Below are 25,750 nucleotides of genomic sequence, written 5' to 3' on the forward strand. Positions count from 1 at the left end.
GGGTGCAGGGGAGCCGCGCTGATGGAATTGCGCTGGCTTGAAGACTTCTGCGCCCTGGCGCGCACCCGGCACTTTTCCCGTGCGGCCGAGGAGCAGAATGTCACCCAGCCCACTTTCAGCCGCCGCATCAAGATGCTGGAGGAGGAGGTGGGGGTGATGCTGATCGACCGCAATACCCTGCCGCTTTCGCTGACCCCGGCCGGCGAGCTGTTCTGCGCCTCCGCCCAGCGCATTATCGAGATCGTGCGTGACACCCGCGAGCAGTGCCTGGACCTGGAGCGGGCCGAAGCCCAGAAGCTCAAGTTCGCCACCAACCAGACCCTCTACCTCAGCTTCTTCCAACCCTGGTTCGAGGCCCTGGAGAGTGACGTGGAGATGGCGGTCAACCTGCAGTCGACCGCCTGGATGGGAAGTGATTTCGTCCAGGCCCTGCAAAGTGGCGACTGCGACCTGATCCTCTGCTACTGGCACCCGGCGATCGATTTTCTCCAGGTGCTGGAAGGGGAGGCCTACAGCCACCTGGTCGTGGCTGAAGAAACCCTGGTACCGGTTACCGCCCGTGACAGCCAGGGCCAACCCAAGTTTTGGTTACCGGGGAGTGACCGCGGGCCGCTCCCTTACATCAGCTACAACGCCAAGACCTTTATCGCCCCGGTGATCGCCGATCACCTGCGGCGTCTGCCCACGCCGCCGCACCTGCTGAGCGTCAACGAGAACTCCCAGGCCATCAGCGTCAAGGCGATGGTCGCCCAGGGCTACGGCCTGGGATGGCTGCCGCGGCGGATACTGGAGAGCGGAGACAGCCAGGGGCTGGTGGCCGCTGGCGATGCCAGCTGGGAGATTCCGCTGCAGCTGCGCCTCTACCGCCTGGCCCGCAATCGCCACGGCGCCCTCGAACGCCTCTGGCAACAGGCCGCCCAGCAAACCCAATTTACGGAGACACCGGTTTGACCGATATCGATACAAGCTACGCCCGACACCTGCAGATGCTGCAACGCCAGCTCGAAGAGGTACTGCCTTCGCTGGGGTACGACGGCCTGTTGCTCTTCAGCGGCAGCCCGCGCTACCGCTTCCAGGATGACCAGGCCGCGCCGTTCGTCGCCAATCCTCATTTCAAGCGCTGGGTGCCGCTGCCGCGCCAGGTGGACTGTGCCCTGCTGGTGCGCCCTCACCAGCGGCCCCTGCTCTACCACTATGACCCGGTGGACTTCTGGCACCTGCCGGCGGGGCGGCCCGAGGGCTTCTGGACCCGTCATTTCGACATCGTCGAGATGCACTCAAGGGAAGAGCTGGAGCGGTCGCTGCCCCACGGCGGCCACCTGGCCTTCATCGGCGAGGAGGCCGCCCTGGCCGAGCGGCTCGGCATCGAGGCCGTCAACCCGACGCCCGTGCTCAGCGCCCTTAATTGGCAGCGGGCGGTCAAAAGCGGCTACGAGCTCGAGTGCCTGCGCGAAGCCAACCGGGTGGCGGTGGCGGGCCACCGCGCCGCCGAGGCAGCCTTCCGTGGCGGCGAATCCGAGTTCGGGATTCACCAGGCCTACCTCGCGGCGACCGGCGCCCGGGAAACGGAATTGCCGTACAGCAGTATTGTCGGCCTTAACACCCATGCTGCCGTGCTTCACTATCAGCACCTGGACCGGCAACCGCCGGCCCGCCCGCTCAGTTTTCTGCTGGACGCGGGGGTGGAGGTGCGCGGTTACGCATCGGACATCACCCGCACCTACAGCGGCGAGTCGGGCCTTTTCGGCGAACTGATCGATGCCCTGGACGCCGCCCAGCGCAACCTCCTGGAACAGGTACGCCCGGGCCAGGGTTTCACCTCTCTGCACCTGTCCATGCACCGCGCACTGGCCCGCATCCTGCGGGACTTCGGGCTGGTGGATATGAGTGAGGAGGGGCAGCTTGAGAGCGGTATCACATCCACCTTTTTCCCCCATGGCCTGGGTCACCTGCTGGGACTTCAGGTGCACGACGTCGGCGGGCTGCAGGCGGATCCCGCGGGCACGCCGGCACCGCCCCCGCTCTCCCACCCCTTTCTACGTCTGACCCGCTCGCTGGAAACGGACATGGTGGTGACGGTGGAGCCGGGGCTCTACTTTATCGAGCCCCTGCTGGCCCGCTTGGCCGAGGCGCCGCACCGCGGTGCGGTGGACTGGGCGAAAGTGGATGCGCTGCGTCCTTACGGGGGGATCCGCATCGAGGACAATGTCCGCGTTACCCCTGCCGGCTGCGAGAACTTTACCCGCGACGCCTTCCAGGCCGGGTGAGTCACGCGGTGCGCCCGGGCAGGTTGGGCACCCGCTGGCCCAGACGGCCGGGACGATCAGGGACAGACAAAGGCGCTGATGTACCAGCGGGTCTGCTGGGTGGTGGGCTGTTGGACGAACGCGGCGGGAAAGCCGCTCTCGGCCAGCACCCGTTCGGCGAGCTCCGCCAACGCCTGGGCCTGGGGGCGCTCATCGCCACCGCGCCGAATCACGTAGCCGCTGATCTTGTAGCCCGACTTGGCATTCACCGACGGCGGTAACTCGCGCACCCGCAGGCGCCCTCTGGCGCCCTCCCGGCGGAGCTGGTCGACGATCAGATTGGCCTGCTCGCGGGTTTCTGCCCCGGAGCTTGCGCACCAGAAGATATCGTAATCCCAGTCCTCCCAGTCGAAGGAGGGAGGGTTGTCGCGGCTGCTCTTCAGTACCGCCCGCTGTTCGGTTTCAAAGACCTGCTCCTGGGCGATCACCCGGGCGGTCTCCTCACGGATGGCCGGCGTACCGCCGGCTTCCAGCACCCCGAGCAGGCGTTTGCGCAGCTCGCCGTCCACCATGACCAGCACGAACTGCTTGGCCACCTCCTGTTTCTGCTGGTTGTTCTCCTCCAGGGATTTCTGCACCAGCTCGTAGATACGGAAGTTGAACTCGCGCTCGGCGTTGATTTGTTCGCGCTCGTCCCGTGCCTCCTTGATGGCGATGTCCACCGCCGTGATCTGCTCCTTGAGGCCCTGGTCGACCTGGGACACTGAATAGTTGAGCCAAGCCTCCATGGTGGCGGTACCGACGGTGACCGCGGGCAAAAAGAGGTTCTGGACAAAGCCTTCGATGCGCTTCCAGTTCATGGGGCGTTCCTGAGTCGGCGTTGAATCTGCCCTCAGTTTAGAGCCTCTGCGCGCGGAGGTCGGGACCGGAGAGCGGCGGTTTGCCGGTCTTGGGGGGCTCCTGGAACTGCAGTTCGGCCAGGCGCCGGTAGAGGGGTGAGCGCTGCAGCAGTTCGGCGTGGCTTCCCTGGTCCATCAGGCGGCCCTGGTCGATCAGGGCGATACGCTCGGCGTTCTGCACCGTGGCCAGGCGGTGGGCGATGACAATCGTGGTTCTACCCGCCATCAGCCGGCCCAGGGCGGCCTGCACCGCGTGCTCGCTTTCGGCATCCAGGGCGCTGGTGGCCTCGTCGAGCAGCAGGATGCGGGGATTTTTGAGGATCGCCCGGGCGATGGCGATACGCTGGCGCTGACCGCCGGAGAGGCGGACGCCGCGCTCGCCCAGGTCGCTGTCGTAGCCGTTGGGCAGGGCCTGGATGAAATCGTGGGCCTGGGCGGCCCTGGCGGCCTCCATCACGCGCTCTTTGCTGGCCGCCGGGTCGCCGTAACCGATGTTGTGCCAGAGGGTGCCGCTGAACAGGATCGGTTGCTGGGGCACCAGGGCGATCTGCCGACGCAGGGCCCTGGGGTCCAGCTGGCGAAGATCGACACCGCCCAACTGGATAACGCCGCGCTTTGGATCGTGAAAGCGCAGCAGCAGCTCAAAGAGGGTGGATTTGCCCGCCCCCGAAGGCCCGACCAGGGCCAGGAGCGTGCCCGCTTCAACGGTTAGATCAAGCGCTTGCAGCGCCGGTTGTCCGGGGCGAGAGGGGTAGGCGAAGGTGACCGCTGCCAGTGTGAGCGAGGGTTCCAGATCGTCGGCATCCACAGGCGCCGCAGGCGCCTTGATCCGTGCCGGCACCTGCAGCAGCTCCATCAGGCGCTCGGCCGCCCCCAGCGCCCGCTGCACTTCGCCCAGTACCTCGGAGAGGGTGGCCACCGATACGGCCATCAAAATGGCGTAAAACAGGAAAGCCCCCAGCTCCCCGGCACTGAGACTGCCTGTCAATACCTCATGACCGCCCTTCCAGAGCAGGCCTGCGATGGCGCCAAACACCATCAGTATCACGGTGGCGATCAGCAGCGCCCGCTGCCGGATGCGCTGGCGGCCAACCGCGAAGGCGGCCTCCACTTGCCGCGCGAAGGCCGCTTTTTCCAGCTCCTCGCGGGTGTAACTCTGCACGGTCTTGATCTGCTCGATTGCCTCTCCGGCGCGGCTGCCCACGTCGGCCACCGAATCCTGGGAGCGCCGGGCCAGGCGGCGTACCCGGCGGCCAAAGACGAGTATCGGCAGCAACACCAGCGGCACCGTTCCCAGCACGATCAGGGTCAGCTCGAGCTGGGTGACCGCCAGCATGACCAGAGCGCCGACGAAGGTGAGGGCGCTGCGCAGGGCCATGGAGAGCGATGAGCCGACAATGGACTGCAGCAGCGTGGTGTCGGTGGTCAGGCGGGAGATAATCTCGGTGCTGCGGTTAGTCTCGAAATAGGCGGTCTGCAGCTCGACCAGGTGGTCGAACACCGCCCGGCGGATGTCGGCGCTGACCCGTTCGCCCAGCCAGGAGATCAGGTAGAAACGGGCGAAGGTTCCCAGGGCAATAATCAGGGTCAGCAACAGAATCAGCGCCACCGAACGGTTCAGGGCTGCTTCCGATCCGGCCAGAAAGCCCTGGTCGATCAGGAGCCGCAGGCCCTGTCCCAGGGCGAGGGTGACCCCGGCGGTGATCACCAGCGCGGTCGCCGCCGCCAGCAGGGTGCCGCGGTAGGGGCGCACAAAGCCGGCCAGCATGCGAAGGGTCGATTTATGGCGCGAGAGTTCAGCAATCATCAGCGGCTCTGCAGCGGGTAACCGTTTGCATAACCCTTGCCTGTTTTGGTGCCGGCTGCAAGTGGATTGTCGGTTTGCCGGCGCACCCTCTACCGCTTTCACAAGGGCCGGGCGTTGTCGGTTCCAGGGAAATCGCCCGGGAGTTTGACCCAAAACAAGTTCTTGTCCGTATTGGTGGAAATCGCTTCAGCGGTTGGATCGTCCGCCTTAGTATAGGGGTAAACCCGTAGCTGAAGATGAGGGTTCAAAAATGCCGGTCAGTATCAGCTATATCCGCCAATACGACATCGTGCTCATCAAGCACTTTGGCACGCTCAAGCGCCCGGAAATGGCCCGGGCGCTGAATAAAACGGATACCCAAATCGGCGCGTGGCGGCTTGCGCTGGTGGATTTCAGTGAGGGGGACCTGAGCGCCCTGAGCCTGATTGATATCGATACCTTCGCCGCCCGCATCAAGGAGGTGGCGCCGGCGCTCAGCAAGGTTGCGATTGTCCGCTCCCATGACGCCTTCTCCGATTACTGCGTGCACTCCAAGTACGTCTGTGAACTGCAGCAGATCGAGGCGGCGGTGTTCGACTACCCGGCGCAGGCCAGGGCCTGGTTGCTTAACAGCTGAGCCGGCCACCGTTAGATCCCCGGCTCCGGGGCCCCGTGTTTTATTCCATTCTTGAATTCAGCTAGAGGAGGTCGGCTCCGGCGCCCCGGCGTCGGCCTTGGGTTCGTACTCGACGCGCAGGCGGATGGGGCCGGCGAGCTCGGGATAGAGGGCGGTCTTGTCGGCGTAGAAGGCGCGGATGCGGTCCATATCCGCCGTTATATCACCGGTCAGCTCGATTAGCGGGCCAATCCCCAGCCGCTTGTGCTTGAAGTCTGCGTAGCCGAGCGCCACGGGAACCTTTGCCTGGCGGGCCAGGTGGTAGAAACCGGATTTCCAGTGCGGGGTGCGTGAGCGGGTGCCTTCCGGGGTGATTACGACCACCAGCTCCTCTTCCTGGGCAAAACGCTCGCAGAGCTGCTCGGTAAACCCGCTGCTTTTGCGCCGGTCCACGGGAATGCCGCCCATGGCGCGCATGACCACCCCCATGGGACCTTTGAACAGGGTGTGTTTGGCCACCCAGTGGAACTTAAAACGCAGGGCGCCTTTGGCCAGCATGGCGAGGATGAAGTCCCAGTTGCTGGTGTGGGGAAAGCCGATCAGCACGTAGTGACGAATCTGGGGCTGCTCGATCGCCAGCGTCCATCCGGCAAGGTGGAGCAGCCATGCACACAACTTCTGAATCATGGAAATCTCCTAGAGAATTTGGGTTAGCGGATCGTCAGCCAGACGCCGAACAGCAGGGTGGCGATGCCGGCCAGCTTCTGCCAGTTGATGGCGCGCACCTCGGCGCCAAACAGGCCGAAGTGGTCGATCAGGGCCGCGATCACGCATTGGCTGGCGATGATCAGGGTGAAGGCGCTCACGGCTCCCAGCCGGGCGACGCTGAAGCCGATGCTGGAGACGATCACCAGACCGACCAGGCCCGAGGTGAGCGTCCACCAGGGCAGCTGCTGCCATTGGCCGAGGTTGCCTCCCCGTACGGCGAGCACCAGCAAGGAGACGATGGCGGTACCCAGAGCGTAGGTGAGAAACACGCTCTCCAGGGTTCCCAGCTGGCGGTCGATGACCCCCATCATCTGGCCCTGCACGGTGATCGCGATCCCGCCGACGACCGCTATCAAAATTAACAGCACCTGTGACCCCATCACGGCTGCTCGGACAATACGCAGAGGACGCGCAACGCTGCGCGGGGAAGGGTGTGCATTGAGGGCTCCTGACAACGGCAAATGCGGACGGGCTGAATCGCCCGGCCGGCATTATACGGATTGGAGCCATTAAAGGCGACGCTCAGTTGCCCTGCAGGGACGCCAGGGCTTCCTTTTGATCCTCCAGTACTCGCCGGCAGCTGTCCCGCTCGGACATCATCTGGATATAGGCGCCGATGCCGGGCAGGTGGGAGAGGGGGTCGTGGCGCCCCAGTCGCCCCATCACTGCCTGCGCGAACAGAAAGGTCATAAAGGCGGCGAAGTCGGCATGGGTCAGGACGGTGCCGGCAACAAAGGGCGAAAAGCTGATGATGCTGTTCAGGGCGCGCAGGTTCCGTTCGAGCTGTTTTTCGGCTTTTTCGATCGCCTCCTCGCTGGCCGTGCCGCCAAAAAAAGCGGCGCCGAGCAGGGTGCGCGGCGGCGCGTCGATATAGAGGTCGATAAACTGGTGAATCTGCTGGGCGCGGGCGGCCAGCGCCGGGTCCTTGGGATAAAGCTGCGGGGTGGGCTTGTAGGCCTCGAGGTAGAACAGAATCGCCTGGGATTCGCTGAAGTAAAGGTCTTCATGCTGCAGGTAGGGGATCTTGCCCATCGGACTGTGGGCAATCACCTCGGGTTCCTGGGATGGTGCGACTTTAACCTCCTCAAAAGCGAGCTGTTTTTCAAGAAGGGCGAGCTTAACTACGTTGTAATAATTACTGATGGCAAGGCCGTAGAGCTTCATGGCGCATCCCTCCGCAAGTCCGCGGGCGTGTATGGGGCTTGCTCTCAGTCTGGTCAAAAGCCCGTGCTTTTCAAGCGCCGTTTTCGCTCAGGATCGGGGTCAGGGGCACCTTGGCCGAGGCCCCTGCCCGCTCGCACACCAGCCGCGGCACCAGGTAGCCCGGCAGGTTGTCGGCCAGGGCGCCGGCCAGTCGACGGGCGCTGTCTTCTGTAACGGCGAAATGGGCCGCGCCGGCCACCGGATCCAATAGGTGCAGGTAATAGGGCAGCACGCCGGCCTCGAATAACTGCTCGCTGAGTTGCTTTAAGGGGGCCAGTCCATCATTGATCCCGCGCAGCAGCACCGTCTGGTTGAGCAGTGTGGTGCCGGTCTCGCGAATTTTCGCCAGGGCTGAGCGCAGGGGGGCGTCCAGTTCGTTGGCGTGGTTGATGTGTACCACCATCACCGTCTGCAGCGGGCTTGCAGCCAGCCGTTGGAGCAGCTCCGGGGTGATGCGGTCGGGAATCACCACCGGCAGGCGGGTGTGCAGGCGCAACCGCTTGAGGTGCGGCAGCTCCTGCAGCTCGTCCATCATTCGCCCCAGGCGGGCATCGGGCGTGGCCAGCGGGTCGCCGCCGCTGAGGATGACCTCCTCGATACTGGGGTCGGCGGCCAGGTAAGTCATGACCTGCCGCCATTGCTCCGGGCCCAGTTGGTTGTCGGAGTAGGGAAAGTGGCGGCGAAAGCAGTAGCGGCAGTTGATTGCGCAGCCGCCGCTGGCAATCAGCAGCACCCGTCCGTGGTACTTGTGAATCAGCCCCTGCACGGGGTTTGAGTCGGTCTCGCCCAGCGGGTCGGCACTGTAGCCGGGGTGGGGGGTCAGCTCGGCGGCGCTCGGCAGTACCTGCAGGAGCAACGGGTCCCGTGGGTTGCCGGGCTGCATCCGGCGCAAAAAGGCCTCGGGGACGCGCAACGCAAACTGCCCGGCGGCGCCGGCTGCGTCTTGCACTGCCGTAGCGGGCAGATCCAGGCGTGCGGCGAGTTGCTGCGGGGTGAGAGCGGCGGCGGCCAGCTGGGCTTGCCAGGAGGCGATTTGCGGCTCCTGGGTGGATTCGGCCTGCACAGCCGTACCGGTTCGATGTATCATTATCCCTTTGCCCTTTACGGGGTTGTTTTCGGCGTGCCTCGCGCGGTCAGCACCGTTGTTCAAGGGGGCTTAACCACAATTTGGTGAGGAAAAATGGCAAGCTATTCTACCAATGAATTCAAGTCGGGTCTTAAGGTGATGATCGACGGCGACCCCTGCGCCATGGTCGACGTGGAGTTCGTCAAGCCGGGTAAGGGCCAGGCCTTCACCCGGGTCAAGATGCGCAACCTGAAGTCCGGACGTATCTGGGAGCGCACCTTCAAATCCGGCGAGTCGGTGGAAGCGGCAGACGTCATGGACCGGGACATGGAGTACCTCTACGCGGACGGCGAGTTCTGGCACTTTATGCTCACCGACGGCTCTTTCGAGCAGTTCGCCGCCGATGAAGCGGCCGTAGGCGAGGCCAAGCAGTGGCTGAAAGAGCAGACCCAGTGCGTGGTCACGCTCTACAACAACAACCCGCTGGCGGTGACGCCGCCGAACTTCGTCGAGCTGGAAGTGGTCGAAACCGACCCGGGTCTCAAGGGCGACACCGCCCAGGGCGGCTCCAAGCCCGCCACCCTGAGCACCGGCGCGGTAGTGCGGGTGCCCCTGTTTATCAACCAGGGCGAGGTGTTGAAGATCGATACCCGCAGCGGTGAGTACGTCAGCCGCGCCTAGTCCGCAGCTTCGGCAGTGACTCAAGGGCCAGCCACGAGCTGGCCCTTTGTTTTTATTTAGCGGTTTTTATCTCCTGGTTTTTATTTCTCTTTTCTAGTTCTCCGGAAATAGCAGGCCCATAGAACGATGACGCAGTGGCAGCCCGCCGCGTCCCTGGCGGTGATTCGTCAGCGGGCGCAGTTATACGCACGGATTCGTGCTTTCTTCGCCGCCAGAGGCGTACTGGAGGTGGATACGCCGGTACTCTCCCAGGCCGCGGTGTCCGACCCCCACCTGGCACCGATGAGTACGTCCTTCGAGGGGCCGGGCGTTGCGCAGCCGCGCCCGCTGTTTCTGCAGACCTCGCCCGAATACCCCATGAAACGCCTCCTGGCGGCCGGTTCGGGGCCGATCTACCAGCTGGCCAAAGCCTTTCGCAACGGCGAGGCCGGTGGGCGCCATAATCCCGAATTCTGCATGCTGGAGTGGTATCGGCCGGGCTTTGATGAGCATCAGTTGATGGACGAGGTCGCGGACCTGGTGGGCGAGGTGCTGGCGCGGGATGATTTCGTGCGGCTCAGTTACCGGCAGGCGTTTGAGCGCTTCGTCGGACTTGATCCTCACGAGGCGTCGCTGGCGACCCTTCAGGGCTGCGCCCGGGAGCGGCTTGACCTGGAGCTGGAGAGCGATAATCGCGACACCTGGCTCAACCTGCTGCTCAGTCACCTGGTCGAGCCGGAACTCAGGGCACCTACCTTCATCTTCGATTTTCCTGCCAGCCAGGCGGCGTTGGCCCGAGTTCACCCGGATGAGCGGGGCACCCGGGTGGCCCGGCGTTTCGAACTCTACACGGACGGGGTGGAGCTGGCCAACGGCTACTTCGAACTGACCGACAGCGCCGAACAGACCCGGCGCTTCAATGCAGACCAGCAGCAGCGTCGCGCGCTGGGCGTGTCGCCGTTGCCGCTTGACGAGCACCTGCTGGCGGCGCTGGCGGCCGGGTTGCCGGAGTGCGCCGGTGTGGCGCTGGGGGTTGACCGTTTGCTGATGCTGGCCAGCGGTTGTGAGCGGATCGAGCAGGTGCTGGCTTTCCCGTTTGACCGCGCTTAAGGGCGGCCCGGTTTAAAGGGCCGCCACCGCCGTGCGAATACGGCGCATCGCCTCTTCCAAGGTGGCTTTGGGGCAGCCGAAATTCATCCGCATAAAACGGTTGTCGCCGAAATCGATCCCTGGCGATAGGCCGACGCCGGCCCGTTCGAAGAATTCGGCCGGGTGCTCCAGTTCCAGCCCCGAGACATCGATCCAGGCCAGGTAGGTGGCCTCGAAGGGGTGCAGCTTGAGCCCCTCGATGGCATTGATTTCCCGCACCAGGTAATCGCGGTTCTGGCGCAGGTAGGCCAGCTGCTGCTGGTTCCAGCCGTCGCCGTCGCGGTAGGCCGCCAGGGCCGCGGTGTAGCCCAGCAGGTTGACGTCGGGGACGATGCCCCGCTTGGTGCGGATAAAGCGCTGGCGCAGCGCCTTGTCCGGAATGATGGCCAAGGAGCAGGCGAGCCCGGCGATGTTGTAGGTTTTGCTGGGCGCCATCAGGGTAATGGTGCGCCCTGCGAGCTGAGGATCGAGGCTGGCGATGGGGATATGCTTGACCCCGGGTTCCAGGATCAGATCGCAATGGATCTCATCCGAGCAGAGGGTCAGGTCGTGACGGGCGCAGATCTCCAGCAGCCTCGTCAGCTCCTCGCGGCGGTAGACACTGCCGCCCGGGTTCTGCGGGTTGCAGAACAGCAGCAGCTGACAGCTGGGGTCAATGGCCGCCTCCAGGGCGTCCAGGTCCAGCACCCAGCGCTCGCCTTCAAGGGTCATGGGAACGGATACCAGGCGGCGCTCGGAGAGGCGCGGCGCGGACATGAACGGGGGGTAGATGGGCTTGGGGCTGATAACGGCGCTGCCCGCTTCACCGGTGGCCCTACAGGCCAGGTTAAGCCCGCAGACCAGGCCCGGCAGCCAGACCAGCCACTCGGGGTCGACGCGCCAGCCGTAAAGACGCTGCAGACGCTCGACCACCACTTCCGTCAGCGCCTCCGGGGCCAGGGTGTAGCCAAAGACACCGTGGTCGATGCGCTCGTGCAACGCTTTGATGATTGCCGGCGGGGCCATGAAGTCGGTGTCGGCGACCCACATGGGCAGAATGTCGCGGCCCCGGTACTTTTCCCACTTCTGACTGGCGCTCAGGCTACGGTCTATCGGCTGGTCGAATCCCTGGCTGACAGGTGGGGTGAGGGGGGCTTGGCGCGACTGGTTCATGGGTTGTCCTGTACTGCTGTCCGGCACGATTTGAGGCTTGCAAAGCATGATTTTAGCGTTATATTAATCGCAAACCCTAGTGTCCTGATAGACTGAGCAATCATGCAATTTACCTTCGGTTACCGAACCACTGCAGCCAGCTCCCGCTCCCCGGGCGCGGTCTATCTGGTGGCTCGTCCTCTGCTCCTGCGACTGCCGTAAGGGCAGTCTATTCCCGCGTTACCTCGACCCGCACCACCTTCTTACAATTCCCGAATCAAACGGGATGCCTCGCTGAACACCCGAGGGTCCCCGGCACAAATGGAGCCAGAGCATGAGCGACAACCGAGTCATTATTTTTGATACCACCCTGCGCGACGGCGAGCAGAGCCCCGGCGCGTCCATGACCAAGGGTGAAAAACTGCGTATCGCCAAGGCGTTGGAGAAGATGCGCGTAGACGTGATCGAGGCGGGCTTTGCCATTGCCAGCCCCGGCGATTTCGAGTCGGTCAAGGCCATCGCCGACAGCATCAAGGACAGCACGGTCTGCAGCCTTTCCCGGGCCCTGGACGCCGATATCGACCGCGCCGGTGAAGCGCTGAAAAACGCCGCTTCCGGACGCATTCACACCTTTATCGCCACCTCGCCCATCCATATGAAGTACAAGCTGCAGATGCAGCCGGACGAGGTGGTGGCGCAGGCGGTTCACGCGGTCAAGCGCGCCCGCAACCTGATCGATGACGTGGAGTTCTCGCTGGAGGACGCCAGCCGTTCGGAGCTGGATTTCATGTGCCGGATCATCGAGGCCTGTATCGACGCCGGCGCCCGCACCATCAATATTCCGGACACCGTGGGTTACGCCGTGCCTGCCGAGTTCGGCGCCACCATCGGCCAGCTGATCCAGCGCATTCCCAATGCCGACAAGGCGATCTTCTCGGTGCACTGCCACAACGACCTGGGGCTGGCGGTCGCCAACTCTCTGGCGGCCGTGAGCCAGGGGGCACGGCAGGTCGAGTGTACCGTTAACGGGCTGGGTGAGCGGGCCGGTAACGCCGCCCTCGAAGAGGTGGTGATGGCGTTGCGCACCCGCCGCGATGTGCTGGGGCTGGAGACCGGTATCGACACCACCCAGATCGTCTCGGCCTCGCGCCTAGTCTCCGGGGTCACCGGCTTTGCCGTGCAGCCCAACAAGGCGATCGTCGGTGCCAACGCCTTTGCCCATGAGTCGGGCATTCACCAGGATGGAGTGCTCAAGCACCGCGAGACCTACGAGATCATGACCGCCCAGGACGTGGGCTGGCACACCAACAAGATGGTGCTGGGCAAGCACTCGGGACGAAACGCCTTCCGCACCCGCCTGGAAGAGCTCGGCACCACCTTTGAAACCGATGCCGAACTGAACGCGGCGTTCGCCCGCTTCAAGGAGCTGGCGGACAAGAAGCATGAGATCTTTGACGAAGACCTGCAGGCGGTGGTGAGCGACACCAAAATCGCCGGCTTCAACGAGCAGTTCCGTCTCAGCTCGTTGAAGGTGACTTCCCAGACCGGGGAGACCCCGGTGGCCGAGGTGGTGGTGATGGTGAACAACGAGGAAGTGCGCGCCACTGCCGCCGGCAGCGGGCCGGTGGACGCCGCTTACCGGGCGATCGAGAGCATCATCGATACCCACGCAAGCCTTGAGCTCTATTCGGTCAACGCGATCACCAGCGGCACTGACTCCCAGGGCGAGGTGACCGTGCGACTGGAGAAGGGCGGGCGGATCGTCAACGGCCTGGGGGCCGATACCGACATCGTGATCGCCTCCGCCAAGGCCTACCTGCACGCTGCCAATCTTCTCGCCTCCCAGGTGGAGAAGGCGCATCCTCAGGTCTAGGGCATGATAGAGCCGGCGCAGCAGCACGAGCAGCTCAGGCAGCAGTACCTGGCGGCCATGGGGATTACCTCCTGGCTGCCGGTCCGCCCCCTGCCCGGGGCTGCGGCGTCTCCTGCCTGGGAGTGGCTGTCGGCGGCGCCCGCAGTGCAACAGCCCCTTCCTGAATCGACGCCGGCAGCCGCAGCGGCGCCCGCGGTGGATTCACCCCGGCCCGCTGCCTCGCGGGTCGGGACAAAGCCCGACCTTAAGCAGCTGCTCGACGTATCAGGCCTGCGGGCCGAAAAGCCCGCACCTTCCCCATCCCCGGCATCCCCGCCGGTTACGCCGTCGGCCCCAGTCTCGTCACCGGAGTCCGAGCCGGAAGGCACGGTACAGAAAGCCGCCGGCGAGGTGCCGCGTTTTCGCCTGGCCATGATCCGTTATGAGGACTGCCTCGTGGTGGACGAGCTGCCGTTGCAGAGCCTGCAGGGTTTTTCCGCCGCCCACCGCACCCTGCTCGGGCGGATTCTGGCGTCGGTTGGGCTGGGGCAGGGCGAGCCGCAGGTACAGGCCTTCACCTGGCCGCTGGTGAACGCCGCCCACGTGGATCAGAGCGAAGCCGTGGCCCGCGGTGGCCTGCGAACCCGTCTCTGGCGCATGCAGCAGGGTGGCGCCCTGCCGCTGCTGCTGCTGGGCCAGCAGGCGGCCCGCTACACCCTGGCCCCCGATGAAGCGACAAGCCCCGGGAGCTGGAGCGAGAGCGGCGAGGCCCCCTGGACCCTGGTCAGCCACAGCCTGGGTGAGCTGCTCAAGGTGCCGGGGCGCAAGCGTGAGCTATGGCAGCACCTGCTGCCGTTGCGTAACCGGTGAGCCGCATCCAGCTCAGGCCGCTTAGCCTTGATGATGCGCCGCAACTGCTGGCGTTGGAGCAGACCCTTTTCGACGACCCCTGGAGCCTGCCTGCCTTGGAGCGCTTTCTGCAGCGAGGGGATCCCGCTTTGGGGCTTGAAGAGGGCGGCCAACTGGTCGGTTACCTGCTTTGCGGAAAGGGGGCCGACGAAGCGGACCTGCTGCGGGTGGCGGTGCGGGCGGAAAAACGGCGCCGGGGTCTGGCCGTGAAGCTGCTCCAGCACCTGTTCAAGGCGCTGGAAAGCGCAGGCGTCGGCGCGCTCTACCTGGAGGTGCGACTGTCTAACGAGGCGGCGATCGCTTGCTATCAAGGGCAGGGATTTGAAACCCTCGGCGTGCGTAAACAGTATTACCCGGCCCCGGGGGGGCGGGAAGACGCCATGCTGATGCGCCGCTACCTGAATGCGGCGGAGCGCGCCGCTGACTGAGAATAGTCAGAGGCTATGCCTGCTGGGTTCAGGGGAGCAGGGCCCCTGTGCGGCTCGCGCTTTGGCGGCCTCAACTCGGCGCACAAACTGACATTTGAACCAATAATTTGCGCCAACAAAAAACCCGCTCCGAAGAGCGGGCTTTGATTCAGGCCGGGGCTCGGCTTTCTGTGCCGGCGCCCGTTATGCCGAGCGCGGCTTCAGAGGCGCAGGCCGCCGTCCACCTCGATCACACGGCCGGTGAAGTAGTCGTTCTCCAGAATGAAGGCGACGGCCGAGGCGATTTCGCTGGGCTCGCCCAGGCGCTTGGCGGGAATGCTGGCGGCCATCTTGTCCAGGGCTTCGGGCTTCATGCTCATGACCATTTCGGTGGCGATGAATCCCGGGGCGATGGCGCCGGTCCGGATACCGTAGCGGGCGAGCTCCTTGCCCCAGGTGGTGGTCAGGGCGACCACGCCGGCCTTGGCGGCACTGTAGTTGCTCTGGCCCATGTTGCCGGCGCGGGAGATGCTGGAAATGTTGATGATGACTCCTTCGTTGCCGCCTTCGATCATCTTGGTCGCCGCTTCGCGTCCGCAGAGGAAGACCCCGGTCAGGTTGACGTTGATGACCTGCTGCCACTGCTCCAGGGACATGCGCTTGCTTACCTCGCCGTCTTTGGCTTTGATAAACATGGCGTCACGGGTGATGCCGGCGTTGTTGATCAGGCCGTGAATGGCGCCCAGGTCACGGACAATGTTGCCGAACACCTCTTCGACCGCCGCTTCGTCGGCGATATTGGCGATATAGGCGCGAGCCTGCACACCTTTTTCATGACACAGGCGTACGGTCTCCTCCAGGGCCTGTGAATTCATATCGATCAGTACCGGCGTTGCTCCCTTTTCCGCCAAAAAAAGCGCCATGGCGCGACCAAGTCCTTGTCCACCGCCGGTGATGACGATCACTTTCTCGTTTAGATGCATGGTACAACCTCATCTGAGAGCCCGCTGAAACAGCCGGGCCATTTATAAATATGCGGGGTCACCCGGGTCTGGGCGTGGATACTACAGAACTGAAGCAGGGGGGCGAATTCGTATTCGCAGCCCAGTCGATAATGCAGTGCGGTATGGATTCTGTGTTGCTGGCAGGCTGATGTCTAGGGCCCTATAGTGCGTTGCAGCACTATTTTTGCCGCGACTTGATCAGCATCAAGCCTTTAAATTCGCAATGCCGCCCCCATCTACTTGAGCTTGGGCCCAGCTTGACGGAGTGCGTAATGCCGGTTGTTTTTCTTCTGTTCATCATCATCCCGATCATCGAAATCGTCGTATTGATCAACGTGGGGCAGTCGATCGGCGCCTGGTATACCGTTGGGTTAGTGCTGCTCTCCGCCTTTATCGGGGTCAACATGCTGCGGTACCAGGGGGTCTCCACCCTGATGCGGGCGCGCTCGCGCATCGACAGCGGGGAGATTCCCGCACAGGAGATGATCGAGGGGCTGCTGCTCGCCGTGGGGGGCGCCCTGCTGATTACCCCGGGCTTCGTCACCGACTTCTTCGGTTTTTGCTGCCTGATTCCGGCCACGCGTCGCACCTTCGTCGGCAAGTTGAAACAGTACTTCACCGTGATGGCGATGAAGCGCGGCGGCGAGCAGCCCCATCACGGCAGCGCGCCCGAGGATGGCCCGGTGCACCCGCGGCGTCCGCGTACCTCCGGCACCGCCCGCCACCGCACCGGGGAGGTGATCGACGGCGAGTACCGTCGCGAAGACGACCCGCGGTGATTTTTTCGAAAAAAATTGCGGCCGGGTGTTGAATTCAAAATCCGCCGGCCCCATTAACCAATTCAGCAATTTTTGGGGTAGCCCCCCATTAATCCAACAGGCAACGTCAGAACAAAACTCTAATTTTGTTTGCACAATCAGGAGACATACTCAGATGAGCATTCGTCCACTTCACGATCGCGTTGTAGTTCGTCGCAAAGAGGAAGAGACCACTACGGCCAGCGGTATCGTGCTGCCCGGTTCTGCGGCTGAAAAACCCAACCAGGGTGAGGTGCTTGCGGTAGGCAAGGGTCGCATTCAGCAGAACGGTGAAGTTCAGCCCATGGACGTCAAGGTCGGTGACGTGGTTCTGTTCGGCCAGTACTCCGGCAGCACCGTCAAGGTCGATGGCGAAGAGCTGCTGATCATGAGCGAAACTGACATTTTGGGTGTGCTGGACTAAGCCGGTCGGCGGATACCAGTCAATCAACACTGAAACGAATTAAGTAAAGGAACGGATAACAATGGCTGCTAAAGACGTAAAGTTCGGAGATTCCGCCCGTACCAAAATGCTCCAGGGGGTGAACATCCTGGCAGATGCCGTTAAAACCACCCTGGGTCCCAAGGGCCGCAACGTGGTTCTGGACAAGTCCTTCGGTGCTCCCACCATCACCAAGGACGGCGTGTCCGTCGCCAAAGAGATCGAACTGAAAGACAAGTTCGAGAACATGGGCGCCCAGATGGTCAAGGAAGTTGCCTCTCAGGCCAACGACGTGGCCGGTGACGGTACCACCACCGCAACCGTTCTGGCCCAGGCCATCGTGGTAGAAGGCCTCAAGTCCGTGGCTGCCGGCATGAACCCCATGGACCTCAAGCGCGGCATCGACAAGGCTGCCGCTGCGGTCGTGGCTGAACTTGAGAACCTGGCGACTCCCTGTGCCGATTCCAAGGCCATTGCCCAGGTAGGCACCATCTCCGCCAACAGCGACACCAGCGTGGGTGACATCATCGCCGAAGCGATGGAAAAAGTTGGCAAGGAAGGCGTTATCACAGTCGAGGAAGGTTCCGGCCTGCAGGACGACCTGGACGTGGTCGAAGGTATGCAGTTTGACCGCGGCTACCTGTCTCCTTACTTCATCAACAACCAGGAGAACATGTCTGTCGAGCTGGATGACCCCTACATCCTGCTGGTAGACAAGAAAGTTTCCAATATCCGCGAGCTGCTGCCCGTACTGGAAAACGTCGCCAAGTCTTCCCGTCCGCTGCTGCTCATCGCTGAAGACGTCGAAGGCGAAGCGCTGGCTACCCTGGTGGTCAACAACATGCGCGGCATCGTCAAGGTTGCTGCCGTCAAGGCGCCCGGCTTCGGTGACCGTCGCAAGGCCATGATGGAAGACATCGCCATCCTGACCGGCGGTACCGTGATCTCCGAAGAAGTGGGTCTGAACCTGGAAGGCGCTACCCTGGAGCAGCTGGGTCAGGCCAAGAAAGTACAGATCACCAAGGAGAACACCACCGTGGTTGACGGTGTGGGCGACCACGCTGCGATCGAAGGCCGCGTTTCCCAGATCCGTGCGCAGATCGCCGAGACTTCCTCCGATTACGACAAGGAGAAGCTGCAGGAGCGCGTCGCCAAGCTGGCCGGCGGTGTTGCCGTGATCAAGGTGGGTGCGGCTACTGAAGTTGAAATGAAAGAGAAGAAGGCCCGCGTCGAAGACGCCCTGCACTCCACCCGCGCCGCGGTTGAAGAGGGTGTGGTTGCCGGCGGTGGTGTTGCTCTGGTCCGCGCCCTGCAGAAAGTGGGCGAGCTGGAAGGCGACAATCACGATCAGACCGTTGGCATCCAGCTGGCCTTCCGCGCCATGGAAGCCCCGCTGCGCCAGATCGTAGCCAACGCCGGTGACGAGGCGTCCGTAGTCGTCGCCAACGTCAAGCAGGGCGAAGGCAACTACGGCTACAACGCCGCTACCGGTGAATACGGCGACATGCTGGAGATGGGTATCCTGGATCCCGCCAAGGTCACCCGTTCCGCGCTGCAGGCGGCTGCCTCCGTGGCCGGCCTGATGATCACCACCGAAGCGATGGTGGCCGATCACCCGGAAGACGACAAGCCCGCAATGCCCGACATGGGCGGCATGGGCGGCATGGGCGGCATGGGCGGCATGATGTAAGCCGTTTTGGCACCCAGCCCTATGGAGCCCCGGCCTCGGCCGGGGCTTTTTTTATCCAGCGGCCTGAACGCGCATGGAGCGCGTCGCGCTGCACCGTTGACCGGAGCGGTCGGTCAGCGATTGGACCGCGATCGATAGTGGAGCTCTGTGACCAAGATGGTATGCTTCGCTGAAACGAATATGAGGAGGCTTCATGCCCAACACCAAGCGCTTTTCTGCTGAAACCATCGCCGAGATGGAGCTGCTGGCCCGCTTTGAGCTCGACTCCATGCAGCACGGGCTGAAGATTCATCACGATGCGCCCGTGGACGTGCTGGGCGCGGCCCAGCGGCTCTTTGACAAAGGGATGATCAGCCAGGCCGACGGCGGTTACCTGACCGACCGGGGCATCGAGGCGGCGGAATCCCTGCAGCGGGTACTGCGCTCGCTCGAACCCTGATCCGCTACCGAACACGCGGTAGAGACCCAGACCGCGATTTCCGCATCGAGGCAAACGACAGAGGCGTCCATGGCGCGTAACGACGAATTCAACGACATTCCCGATCTGGGGCCGGCCCGGGACGACCTGGACGGCAAGCCCCTCCCCACCGCCGGCAAACCGGCAAAGCCCAAGAAGGCCGCCCCGCCACCCCCGCCGCGGGAACCCAGCGGGGGCAGCCGTTCCGGCGGAGGCAACGGCCTAGTCTACTTTGTACTGCTCGTCCTGATTCTCGCTCTCGGCGGCTTCGGTTACTGGAGTTACCAACAGCAAGGGCTGCTTGAACGCAAGCTGCAGGCCGCACAAGCGACCCTGAGCCAGTCCCAGGACCGCCTGAGTCACCTGGAGAGTTTGATCAGCGCCACCGATGAGAGCGCTTCCAAGTCCGGGGCGGCGCTGCAGGCCCGGATCAACCAGCAGGCGGAGTCCGAGAAGAAGCGGACCAAACACGTGGACTCGGAAATTGCCAAGCTCTGGACCATCGCCTACCAGCGCAACAAGCCGCAGATCGAGGCGCTGGATAAGACGGTCGCAGGCTTGTCCGAGGGCACTGCCAGCCTGAAGCAAGAGGTTGAAACCCTGTCCGGCGCCATGAGTCAGACGCGGGAGACGCTGGCCGCGGCGAGCCAGCGGCTGGACGCCAACCAGGCGGACCTGCGCTCCCTGGGCGGTAGTCACCAGGGGCTGTCCTCCGAGCTGAATGACCTGGCCAGCCGGGTGCGGCGCCAGGATGCGGCCAACCAGGAGTTCGACAAGCTGCAGGAGCAGCAGCTGCAGGCCCTGACCCGTCGCGTTGAACAGCTGGCGGCCAAACCCTCGGTCTCTTCCGACCTGCGCCAGCAGTTGGAGGAGCAGCAGAAGGCGATCGAGTCCATCAACGGCTATCGACGTCAGGTCAACCAGGAGCTGCTGCGGCTGCGCGAGCGGGTCAACCAGTTGCAGCTCGATGTGCAGCAGCAGCCTTGACGCTGGGCTTGATTGTTGTCATCGTCGATGAAAAAATAACCACTCCGTTACCCATCGCCCATGCCCTCTGCCCACTCTGAGATGAATATCCGTGCTTTTTTCGCACTGCCGCTCAAGCCCGCGGTGGTGCGCCGTCTGGCTGATCACGCCGACAGCCTCTGCGCGCACGACAGCGAAGGACGGGTGGAGTGGTCCGACTCCGACAACTACCATCTGACCCTCTGCTTCCTCGGAGATATCGGCCTGGAGCAGGTGGTGGCGCTGGAGGAGCTGGTGTTCGAGGCGCTGGCCGGCCAGGAGAGCTTCCAGGTCGGCCTCAAGGGGGCCGAGTACTTCAACGTCAACTCAGGCCTCGCCTTGGTGGCGGCCCGGTCCGAGCCCTGTCCCGAGCTGATGGCCCTGCAGCGGCGCATGGCGCAGGTCGTCAGAAGTGCGGGGCTGGCCGTGCCGGAGCGGGACTTTACCCCCCACGTGACCCTGGGGCGGCTGGAGGCGGGACGGCCCTTTCCGTGCCCCCAGAATCAACCCGAGCTTGAGTTGCAGACCCTGGCCGATGCAGTGGTGCTCTACCAGAGTAAACCGGGCCGCAACGGCTCCATCTACACCCCTCTTTTTGAAATCAGCCTGGGAACCGGTAGCCAGGAAGAGCTGCTCAGCGCCCGCGCACAAAGTATCTGAGACTCCCGATGTTTAAGCCTGAATTGCTGTCCCCGGCGGGGACACTGAAGAATATGCGTTATGCCTTCGCCTACGGGGCGGATGCGGTGTACGCCGGCCAGCCCCGTTACAGCCTGCGGGTGCGTAACAACGACTTCAAACTCGAGAACCTGGCCCAAGGAATCGAAACCGCCCATGCCCAGGGGCGCAAGTTTTACGTGGCCAGCAACATCATGCCCCACAACAGCAAGCTCACCACCTACCTGGCGGACATGGAGCCGGTGGTGGCCATGCAGCCCGACGCCTTGATCATGTCCGACCCGGGGCTGATCATGCTGGTGCGCGAGCGCTGGCCCGAGGTGCCGATTCACCTGTCGGTGCAGGCCAACGCCATGAACTGGGCCACGGTGAAGTTCTGGCACAGCGTCGGGGTGGAGCGGGTGATCCTCTCCCGGGAACTCTCCCTGGACGAGATCGAGGAGATCCGCCAGCGCTGCCCGGAGATGGAGCTGGAGGTGTTTGTCCACGGCGCCCTCTGCATCGCCTATTCCGGCCGCTGTCTGCTGTCGGGCTACATCAACCACCGCGACCCCAACCAGGGCACCTGCACCAACGCCTGCCGCTGGAAATACGACGCCCACGAAGCCCGGGAGGACGAGTCGGGGGACGTGGTGCCGGTGCAGGATACGGCCGGCGCCGTCCAGGGCTTTGACCCGGCACAGGCGGCCTCCGGTGAGCCGCAGTTGGGAGCCGGCAAACCCACGGATCGCATCTTCCTGCTGCAGGAGGAGACCCGCCCCGGGGAGTACATGCCCGCCTTCGAGGACGAGCACGGCACCTACATCATGAACTCCAAGGACCTGCGGGCGATCCAGCACGTGCAGCGCCTCACCGACATGGGGGTGCACTCGCTCAAGGTGGAGGGGCGCACCAAGTCCCACTACTACGTGGCCCGCACCGCCCAGACCTACCGCCAGGCCATCGACGACGCCGCCGCCGGACGCCCCTTTGACCGCAGCCTGATGGACACCCTGGAGAACCTGGCTAACCGCGGTTACACCGAGGGTTTCTACCGGCGTCACGTCCACGATGAATACCAGAACTACCAGACCGGCAACTCGGTCGGAGTGCACCAGCAGTTTGTGGGCGAAGTGCTGGGGCGGCAGGGTGAAATGCTGGAAATCGACGTCAAGAACCGCTTTGAGCTCGGCGATACCCTGGAGCTGATGACCCCGGCGGGCAACCGCAAATTCCGCCTCGAGCAGATGGAGAACCGCAAGGGGCAGGCGGTGGACGCCGCGCCCGGCAACGGCCACGTGGTGCGCATTCCCCTTCCTCTGGACGTGGATCCCGAATACGCCCTGCTGATGCGCGACCTTGGCAACGCACCGCAAGGCTGAGGGTGGTATGACCGCGGAACTTGCCAAGTACCGTGTCAGCCGCGCCCTGCGCCCGTTCTCCTTCGTGGTGGCGCTGCTCACCTGCGCCCTGGGGGTGCTGCTGGCCTGGCTGGACGGCTACCCGTCATGGCCGCGGGCGGCGCTGGTGCTGGGCGCGGGGCTGCTGCTCCAGGCCGGCGTCAACCTGATCAACGACCACGGCGACCTGGACCTCCTGCCGGGCCTCAGCGATGCCCAGCGGCGCCTGATCCGGCGCAATTTCCGCTGGGGTCTGCTGTGCATGCTGGCGGCGGCGGCCGGGGCGGCGGTGCTGGTCTGGCTCAGCGGCTGGCCGCTGTTGCTGCTGGTTGTGCTGGGGGCCGTGGGCGCGCTGGGCTACACCACTGAACCCATCAACTACAAACGCCGCGGGCTCGGCGTGGTCCTCGCGTTCTGGCTGATGGGCGTGCTGATGGTGGCGGGCGCCTACCTGGCCATGAGCGGTCGCTGGTCGCTGCCGGTGCTGGCCCTCTCGATGCCCCTGAGCCTGCTGACCGCCCTGCTGTTGCTCGGCAACGAGCTGCGGGACTGGGAGAGCGACCGGGAGCAGGGAATCGGCACCCTCACCGTGCGCTTGGGCTTCCGGGCGGGGCAGGGGCTGTACCTGGCGATCGTGGCGCTGACCTACCTCTGCGCCCTCTGGCTCTACCAGGCGCAGCTGCTGCCGACCCTCATGCCGCTGGCGCCGAGCCTGCTGCTGATCCCCCTGCTGGTGCGGGCGCTGCAGGGAGCGCCCGAGGCGCGCCGGCGTCTGCCGCCCTTCACCGGGCGCTTTTTTGCCCTGTTCGGCCTCGGCTACCTGGTGGCGGTGAGCGGCTGGGCCAGTTAGACCAAAGGCTTCCGGCGAGCGTCTTCGATTGTGGTGTATAATCGCCCCTTTTAAGGGGGCGGTGCGCCCGTCTCTCCTCATCGTCAAGACCAGCCAGGAGATCGCCGTAGCATGACTGTTATTCGTCAAGATGACTTGATCGACAGCGTGGCCGATGCGCTGCAATTTATTTCCTACTATCACCCGGTGGATTTCGTGCACGCGGTGCATGAGGCCTACCAGAAGGAAGAGTCCCAGGCGGCCAAGGACGCCATGGCGCAGATCCTGATCAACTCCCGCATGAGCGCCGAGGGGCACCGTCCCCTGTGCCAGGACACCGGCATCGTCACTGTGTTCGTCAAGATCGGCATGAACGTGCGCTGGGATGACGCCACCATGAGCGTCGAAGATATGATCAACGAGGGCGTGCGTCGCGCCTACACCCACCCCGACAACGTGCTGCGTGCGTCAGTGCTGGCCGACCCCGCCGGCAAGCGCCAGAACACCAAGGACAACACCCCGGCGGTGATCCACATGTCGGTGGTGCCGGGCGATGAGGTCGACGTGCAGGTCGCCGCCAAGGGCGGCGGCTCCGAGAACAAGTCCAAGATGGCGATGCTCAACCCCTCCGACAGCATCGTCGACTGGGTGCTCAAGACCGTGCCCACCATGGGCGCCGGCTGGTGTCCGCCGGGCATGCTTGGCATCGGTATCGGCGGTACTGCCGAGAAGGCGGCGGTACTGGCCAAAGAGTCGTTGATGGATCCCATCGACATTCACGAACTCAAGGCCCGTGGGCCCCAGAATGCGGTCGAGGAGCTGCGCCTGGAACTGTTCGAGAAGGTCAACGAACTGGGCATCGGCGCCCAGGGGCTGGGCGGCCTGACCACGGTGCTGGATATCAAGATCAAGGATTACCCCACCCACGCCGCCTCCCTGCCGGTGTGTATGATTCCCAACTGCGCCGCCACCCGCCACGCCCACTTCACCCTCAAGGGCGACGGCCCCGCGCTGCAGACACCGCCCTCGCTGGACGACTGGCCCGAGGTCACCTTCGAGGTGGGCCCCACCACCAAGCGGGTCAACCTGGACACCGTCACCCAGGCCGAGATCGAAACCTGGAAGACCGGCGACACCCTGCTGCTGAACGGCAAGATGCTGACCGGCCGTGACGCCGCCCACAAGAAACTGTGCAGCATGCTGGATGCCGGCGAGCCGCTGCCGGTGGACCTCAAGGGACGCTTTATCTACTACGTGGGTCCCGTTGACCCGGTGGGCGACGAAGTGGTCGGCCCCGCCGGCCCCACCACCGCCACCCGCATGGACAAGTTCACCCGCCAGGTCCTGGAGCAGACCGGCCTGATGGGCATGATCGGCAAGGCCGAGCGCGGTCCCACCGCCATCGAGGCGATCAAGGACAACAAGTCGGTCTACCTGATGGCCGTGGGCGGCGCCGCCTACCTGGTCTCCAAGGCGATCAAGTCCTCCAAGACTCTGGCCTTCCCGGAGCTGGGCATGGAAGCGATCTACGAGTTCGAGGTCAAGGACATGCCGGTCACCGTGGCGGTGGACTCCAAGGGCGAGTCGGCCCACATCACCGGTCCCGCCCAGTGGCGGCATAAAATCGCCGAAGCCAAGGTGGTGGAGGTTAAGTAAGCGCCGCCTCCACGGAAGACACCGCTTCGGCTAAAACCCGTTAGCGCTGCGGTGTCACTGGCAAAAAGAACCCCGCTTTTGCGGGGTTCTTTCGTTTTTGGGGTGGGGTAGGGCTTTCAAAACGAAGCGGGTATTGACGGCTCACTAGTAACGCCACCGTAACGGGCCGGAAAAACGCGCAGCGTTTTGGCGTTCCGATCCCGCGTGTTGGCGGCAGTGGATTGCCTTGTTAGATGGTGATGTCTGTCGATTGATTTTTTACTAGAACCAGCCTGAATTCGCCAAAGTCTTTACCCAAGATCATTTTAATTGGAATTATTGAGAGTAAAAGACCAAGAACCCCACCTATCGGCCCTGTAATATTTTGAATGCTCTGACTAGATAGTCCCATTGCGCTTAGGATAAAGCCCAAGGCAACCCCTATAATCCCACCTACAATTGCTGACGCAGCAATTGCCAATAAGTTTCTCCAAAGGTACGACCACCATACCCTTACAGCTCGCTTCCATGTAATCTCAAGTTCCATTTTTTAACTCCTTAGTTTCGTAAAATCCATTTGATGGTGGTGTTCAGCCGCGACGCGGGACGAGAGAAGCAACGTCGGCTGGAACAACTCGTTCGGCGTCAACGCCTTTATACAAAGCCGTCTTCTGTAAGCGTTGTTCCATTCGGTGTAATCTCATGCCGCTGTCCTGACCCTCCGACCACGCGACACCAACTCTCTGTTACTAGCCTTGCAGTGTCGCCTTCTCCCTCGAACCAAAAGTGGAAGCCGCCATACATCCCTGGCACAGCAAACCAGTTCTCCTTGCTCAAGCGCAGTTTTGGATCTGTAAGGCTGGGCAAATCAATTTCGACCTCTAACTCGAACTCACTGGCACGCTTGTGTATCAGATCGTGAAAATGCCGCTCCAAGGAGGCGATTGTTGCTGTCGGGATTTCTCGCATCATGCCCTCGTTGACGCCGAACGAATGAAATGGACTCCACCTTCCTTGGGTGCGGTGCCACGCTTACCGGCGGGCAAACAGGATGATCAATGGGAGGTGTAGCATGTCCGTTTCAACTCTTGGCGTTGATCTCGCCAAAACTGCGTTCAGTATCCACGGCGTGGATGCCTGTG

At 63.5% G+C, this 25,750-nt stretch carries 27 protein-coding genes; 17 read left to right on the plus strand and 10 right to left on the minus strand.

Annotated elements, in window-relative coordinates; translation table 11 throughout:
- The first annotated feature begins 21 nt into the window (after positions 1–21).
- Entirely contained in the window at positions 22–951 is a 930-nt protein-coding gene (locus JGZ97_RS16525; RefSeq protein ID WP_207063798.1) for a LysR family transcriptional regulator, read from the plus strand.
- Positions 948–2,267, plus strand: a complete 1,320-nt coding sequence (pepQ, locus tag JGZ97_RS16530) for a Xaa-Pro dipeptidase (protein ID WP_242521849.1) — start codon at positions 948–950, stop codon at positions 2,265–2,267. The genes JGZ97_RS16525 and pepQ overlap by 4 nt, the downstream gene beginning before the upstream one ends.
- Positions 2,268–2,323: 56 nt before the next feature.
- Here pepQ and JGZ97_RS16535 read toward each other — a convergent pair whose 3' ends face one another.
- Both JGZ97_RS16535 and JGZ97_RS16540 read right to left on the minus strand, forming a co-directional pair.
- Positions 2,324–3,106 carry a hypothetical protein gene (locus JGZ97_RS16535; RefSeq protein WP_207063799.1) on the minus strand — a complete coding sequence of 261 codons (783 nt, stop codon included), beginning with the start codon at positions 3,104–3,106 and terminating at the stop codon, positions 2,324–2,326.
- Between the two features lie 37 nt (positions 3,107–3,143).
- Positions 3,144–4,952, minus strand: a complete 1,809-nt coding sequence (locus JGZ97_RS16540) for an ABC transporter transmembrane domain-containing protein (RefSeq protein ID WP_207063800.1) — start codon at positions 4,950–4,952, stop codon at positions 3,144–3,146.
- Positions 4,953–5,202: 250 nt separating this feature from the next.
- On the opposite strand from JGZ97_RS16540, the gene JGZ97_RS16545 reads away from it, so the two are divergent.
- Positions 5,203–5,568 carry a hypothetical protein gene (locus JGZ97_RS16545; protein WP_207063801.1) on the plus strand — a complete coding sequence of 122 codons (366 nt, stop codon included), beginning with the start codon at positions 5,203–5,205 and terminating at the stop codon, positions 5,566–5,568.
- A 57-nt stretch (positions 5,569–5,625) separates the two neighbouring features.
- Here the strand turns inward: JGZ97_RS16545 and JGZ97_RS16550 are convergent, their stop codons facing one another.
- The 4 genes from JGZ97_RS16550 to epmB all read right to left on the minus strand — a co-directional run bounded on the left by JGZ97_RS16550 (position 5,626) and on the right by epmB (position 8,605).
- Entirely contained in the window at positions 5,626–6,234 is a 609-nt protein-coding gene (locus JGZ97_RS16550) for a lysophospholipid acyltransferase family protein (protein WP_207063802.1), read from the minus strand.
- Between the two features lie 23 nt (positions 6,235–6,257).
- The gene (locus JGZ97_RS16555) at positions 6,258–6,671 is read right to left on the minus strand and encodes a DMT family transporter (RefSeq protein ID WP_207063803.1); all 414 of its coding nucleotides are present in this window, start codon (positions 6,669–6,671) and stop codon (positions 6,258–6,260) included.
- A gap of 166 nt (positions 6,672–6,837) precedes the next feature.
- Positions 6,838–7,479: a glutathione S-transferase family protein gene (locus tag JGZ97_RS16560; RefSeq protein WP_207063804.1), complete on the minus strand. Its 642-nt coding sequence runs from the start codon at positions 7,477–7,479 to the stop codon at positions 6,838–6,840.
- A 70-nt stretch (positions 7,480–7,549) separates the two neighbouring features.
- Positions 7,550–8,605, minus strand: a complete 1,056-nt coding sequence (gene epmB / locus JGZ97_RS16565; RefSeq protein WP_207063805.1) for an EF-P beta-lysylation protein EpmB — start codon at positions 8,603–8,605, stop codon at positions 7,550–7,552.
- A gap of 93 nt (positions 8,606–8,698) precedes the next feature.
- Here epmB and efp point away from each other — a divergent pair, with 93 nt between their 5' ends.
- Together efp and epmA are read left to right on the plus strand one after the other, a co-directional pair.
- Positions 8,699–9,265 (plus strand): elongation factor P, encoded by a 567-nt coding sequence (gene efp, locus JGZ97_RS16570; protein ID WP_207063806.1) that lies wholly within the window; start codon positions 8,699–8,701, stop codon positions 9,263–9,265.
- Positions 9,266–9,391: 126 nt separating this feature from the next.
- A complete protein-coding gene (gene epmA / locus JGZ97_RS16575) occupies positions 9,392–10,354 on the plus strand; it encodes an EF-P lysine aminoacylase EpmA (RefSeq protein WP_207063807.1) in 963 nt (320 codons plus the stop codon).
- A 12-nt stretch (positions 10,355–10,366) separates the two neighbouring features.
- Here epmA and JGZ97_RS16580 read toward each other — a convergent pair whose 3' ends face one another.
- Entirely contained in the window at positions 10,367–11,545 is a 1,179-nt protein-coding gene (locus JGZ97_RS16580) for a MalY/PatB family protein (RefSeq protein WP_207063808.1), read from the minus strand.
- A 313-nt stretch (positions 11,546–11,858) separates the two neighbouring features.
- Here JGZ97_RS16580 and JGZ97_RS16585 point away from each other — a divergent pair, with 313 nt between their 5' ends.
- The 3 genes from JGZ97_RS16585 to rimI are packed head-to-tail and all read left to right on the plus strand — an operon-like array spanning position 11,859 to position 14,713.
- Positions 11,859–13,397, plus strand: coding sequence for a 2-isopropylmalate synthase (locus JGZ97_RS16585; protein ID WP_207063809.1), 1,539 nt, complete (start codon positions 11,859–11,861; stop codon positions 13,395–13,397).
- A 3-nt stretch (positions 13,398–13,400) separates the two neighbouring features.
- Positions 13,401–14,246: a hypothetical protein gene (locus JGZ97_RS16590; protein WP_207063810.1), complete on the plus strand. Its 846-nt coding sequence runs from the start codon at positions 13,401–13,403 to the stop codon at positions 14,244–14,246.
- A complete protein-coding gene (gene rimI / locus JGZ97_RS16595; protein WP_207063811.1) occupies positions 14,243–14,713 on the plus strand; it encodes a ribosomal protein S18-alanine N-acetyltransferase in 471 nt (156 codons plus the stop codon). Before JGZ97_RS16590 ends, rimI begins: the two co-directional genes overlap by 4 nt.
- A 200-nt stretch (positions 14,714–14,913) precedes the next feature.
- Here rimI and JGZ97_RS16600 read toward each other — a convergent pair whose 3' ends face one another.
- Positions 14,914–15,675, minus strand: coding sequence for an SDR family oxidoreductase (locus JGZ97_RS16600; protein ID WP_207063812.1), 762 nt, complete (start codon positions 15,673–15,675; stop codon positions 14,914–14,916).
- 293 nt (positions 15,676–15,968) lie between these two features.
- On the opposite strand from JGZ97_RS16600, the gene JGZ97_RS16605 reads away from it, so the two are divergent.
- The 9 genes from JGZ97_RS16605 (at position 15,969) to JGZ97_RS16645 (ending at position 24,629) form a co-directional block, all read left to right on the plus strand.
- On the plus strand, positions 15,969–16,475 hold the full coding sequence (locus JGZ97_RS16605) for an FxsA family protein (protein ID WP_207063813.1): 507 nt from the start codon (positions 15,969–15,971) through the stop codon (positions 16,473–16,475).
- Between the two features lie 154 nt (positions 16,476–16,629).
- Entirely contained in the window at positions 16,630–16,917 is a 288-nt protein-coding gene (locus JGZ97_RS16610; RefSeq protein ID WP_207063814.1) for a co-chaperone GroES, read from the plus strand.
- Positions 16,918–16,978: 61 nt separating this feature from the next.
- Positions 16,979–18,625: a chaperonin GroEL gene (groL, locus tag JGZ97_RS16615; protein WP_207063815.1), complete on the plus strand. Its 1,647-nt coding sequence runs from the start codon at positions 16,979–16,981 to the stop codon at positions 18,623–18,625.
- 193 nt (positions 18,626–18,818) lie between these two features.
- On the plus strand, positions 18,819–19,064 hold the full coding sequence (locus JGZ97_RS16620; protein ID WP_207063816.1) for a TIGR02647 family protein: 246 nt from the start codon (positions 18,819–18,821) through the stop codon (positions 19,062–19,064).
- A 69-nt stretch (positions 19,065–19,133) separates the two neighbouring features.
- Positions 19,134–20,069: a hypothetical protein gene (locus JGZ97_RS16625; protein ID WP_207063817.1), complete on the plus strand. Its 936-nt coding sequence runs from the start codon at positions 19,134–19,136 to the stop codon at positions 20,067–20,069.
- An 81-nt stretch (positions 20,070–20,150) separates the two neighbouring features.
- Positions 20,151–20,747: an RNA 2',3'-cyclic phosphodiesterase gene (gene thpR / locus JGZ97_RS16630; protein ID WP_207063818.1), complete on the plus strand. Its 597-nt coding sequence runs from the start codon at positions 20,151–20,153 to the stop codon at positions 20,745–20,747.
- An 8-nt stretch (positions 20,748–20,755) separates the two neighbouring features.
- Positions 20,756–22,126, plus strand: coding sequence for a tRNA 5-hydroxyuridine modification protein YegQ (gene yegQ / locus JGZ97_RS16635; RefSeq protein WP_207063819.1), 1,371 nt, complete (start codon positions 20,756–20,758; stop codon positions 22,124–22,126).
- 7 nt (positions 22,127–22,133) lie between these two features.
- On the plus strand, positions 22,134–22,994 hold the full coding sequence (locus JGZ97_RS16640; RefSeq protein ID WP_207063820.1) for a prenyltransferase: 861 nt from the start codon (positions 22,134–22,136) through the stop codon (positions 22,992–22,994).
- 111 nt (positions 22,995–23,105) lie between these two features.
- A complete protein-coding gene (locus JGZ97_RS16645; protein ID WP_207063821.1) occupies positions 23,106–24,629 on the plus strand; it encodes a fumarate hydratase in 1,524 nt (507 codons plus the stop codon).
- Between the two features lie 229 nt (positions 24,630–24,858).
- Here JGZ97_RS16645 and JGZ97_RS16650 read toward each other — a convergent pair whose 3' ends face one another.
- Positions 24,859–25,155, minus strand: a complete 297-nt coding sequence (locus JGZ97_RS16650; protein ID WP_207063822.1) for a hypothetical protein — start codon at positions 25,153–25,155, stop codon at positions 24,859–24,861.
- A gap of 107 nt (positions 25,156–25,262) precedes the next feature.
- Entirely contained in the window at positions 25,263–25,577 is a 315-nt protein-coding gene (locus tag JGZ97_RS16655) for a hypothetical protein (RefSeq protein ID WP_207063823.1), read from the minus strand.
- Between the last annotated feature and the right edge of the window lie 173 nt (positions 25,578–25,750).

Origin of the sequence: Motiliproteus sp. SC1-56 (genome assembly GCF_017309075.1) — a bacterium.
GTDB lineage: Bacteria > Pseudomonadota > Gammaproteobacteria > Pseudomonadales > Balneatricaceae > Motiliproteus.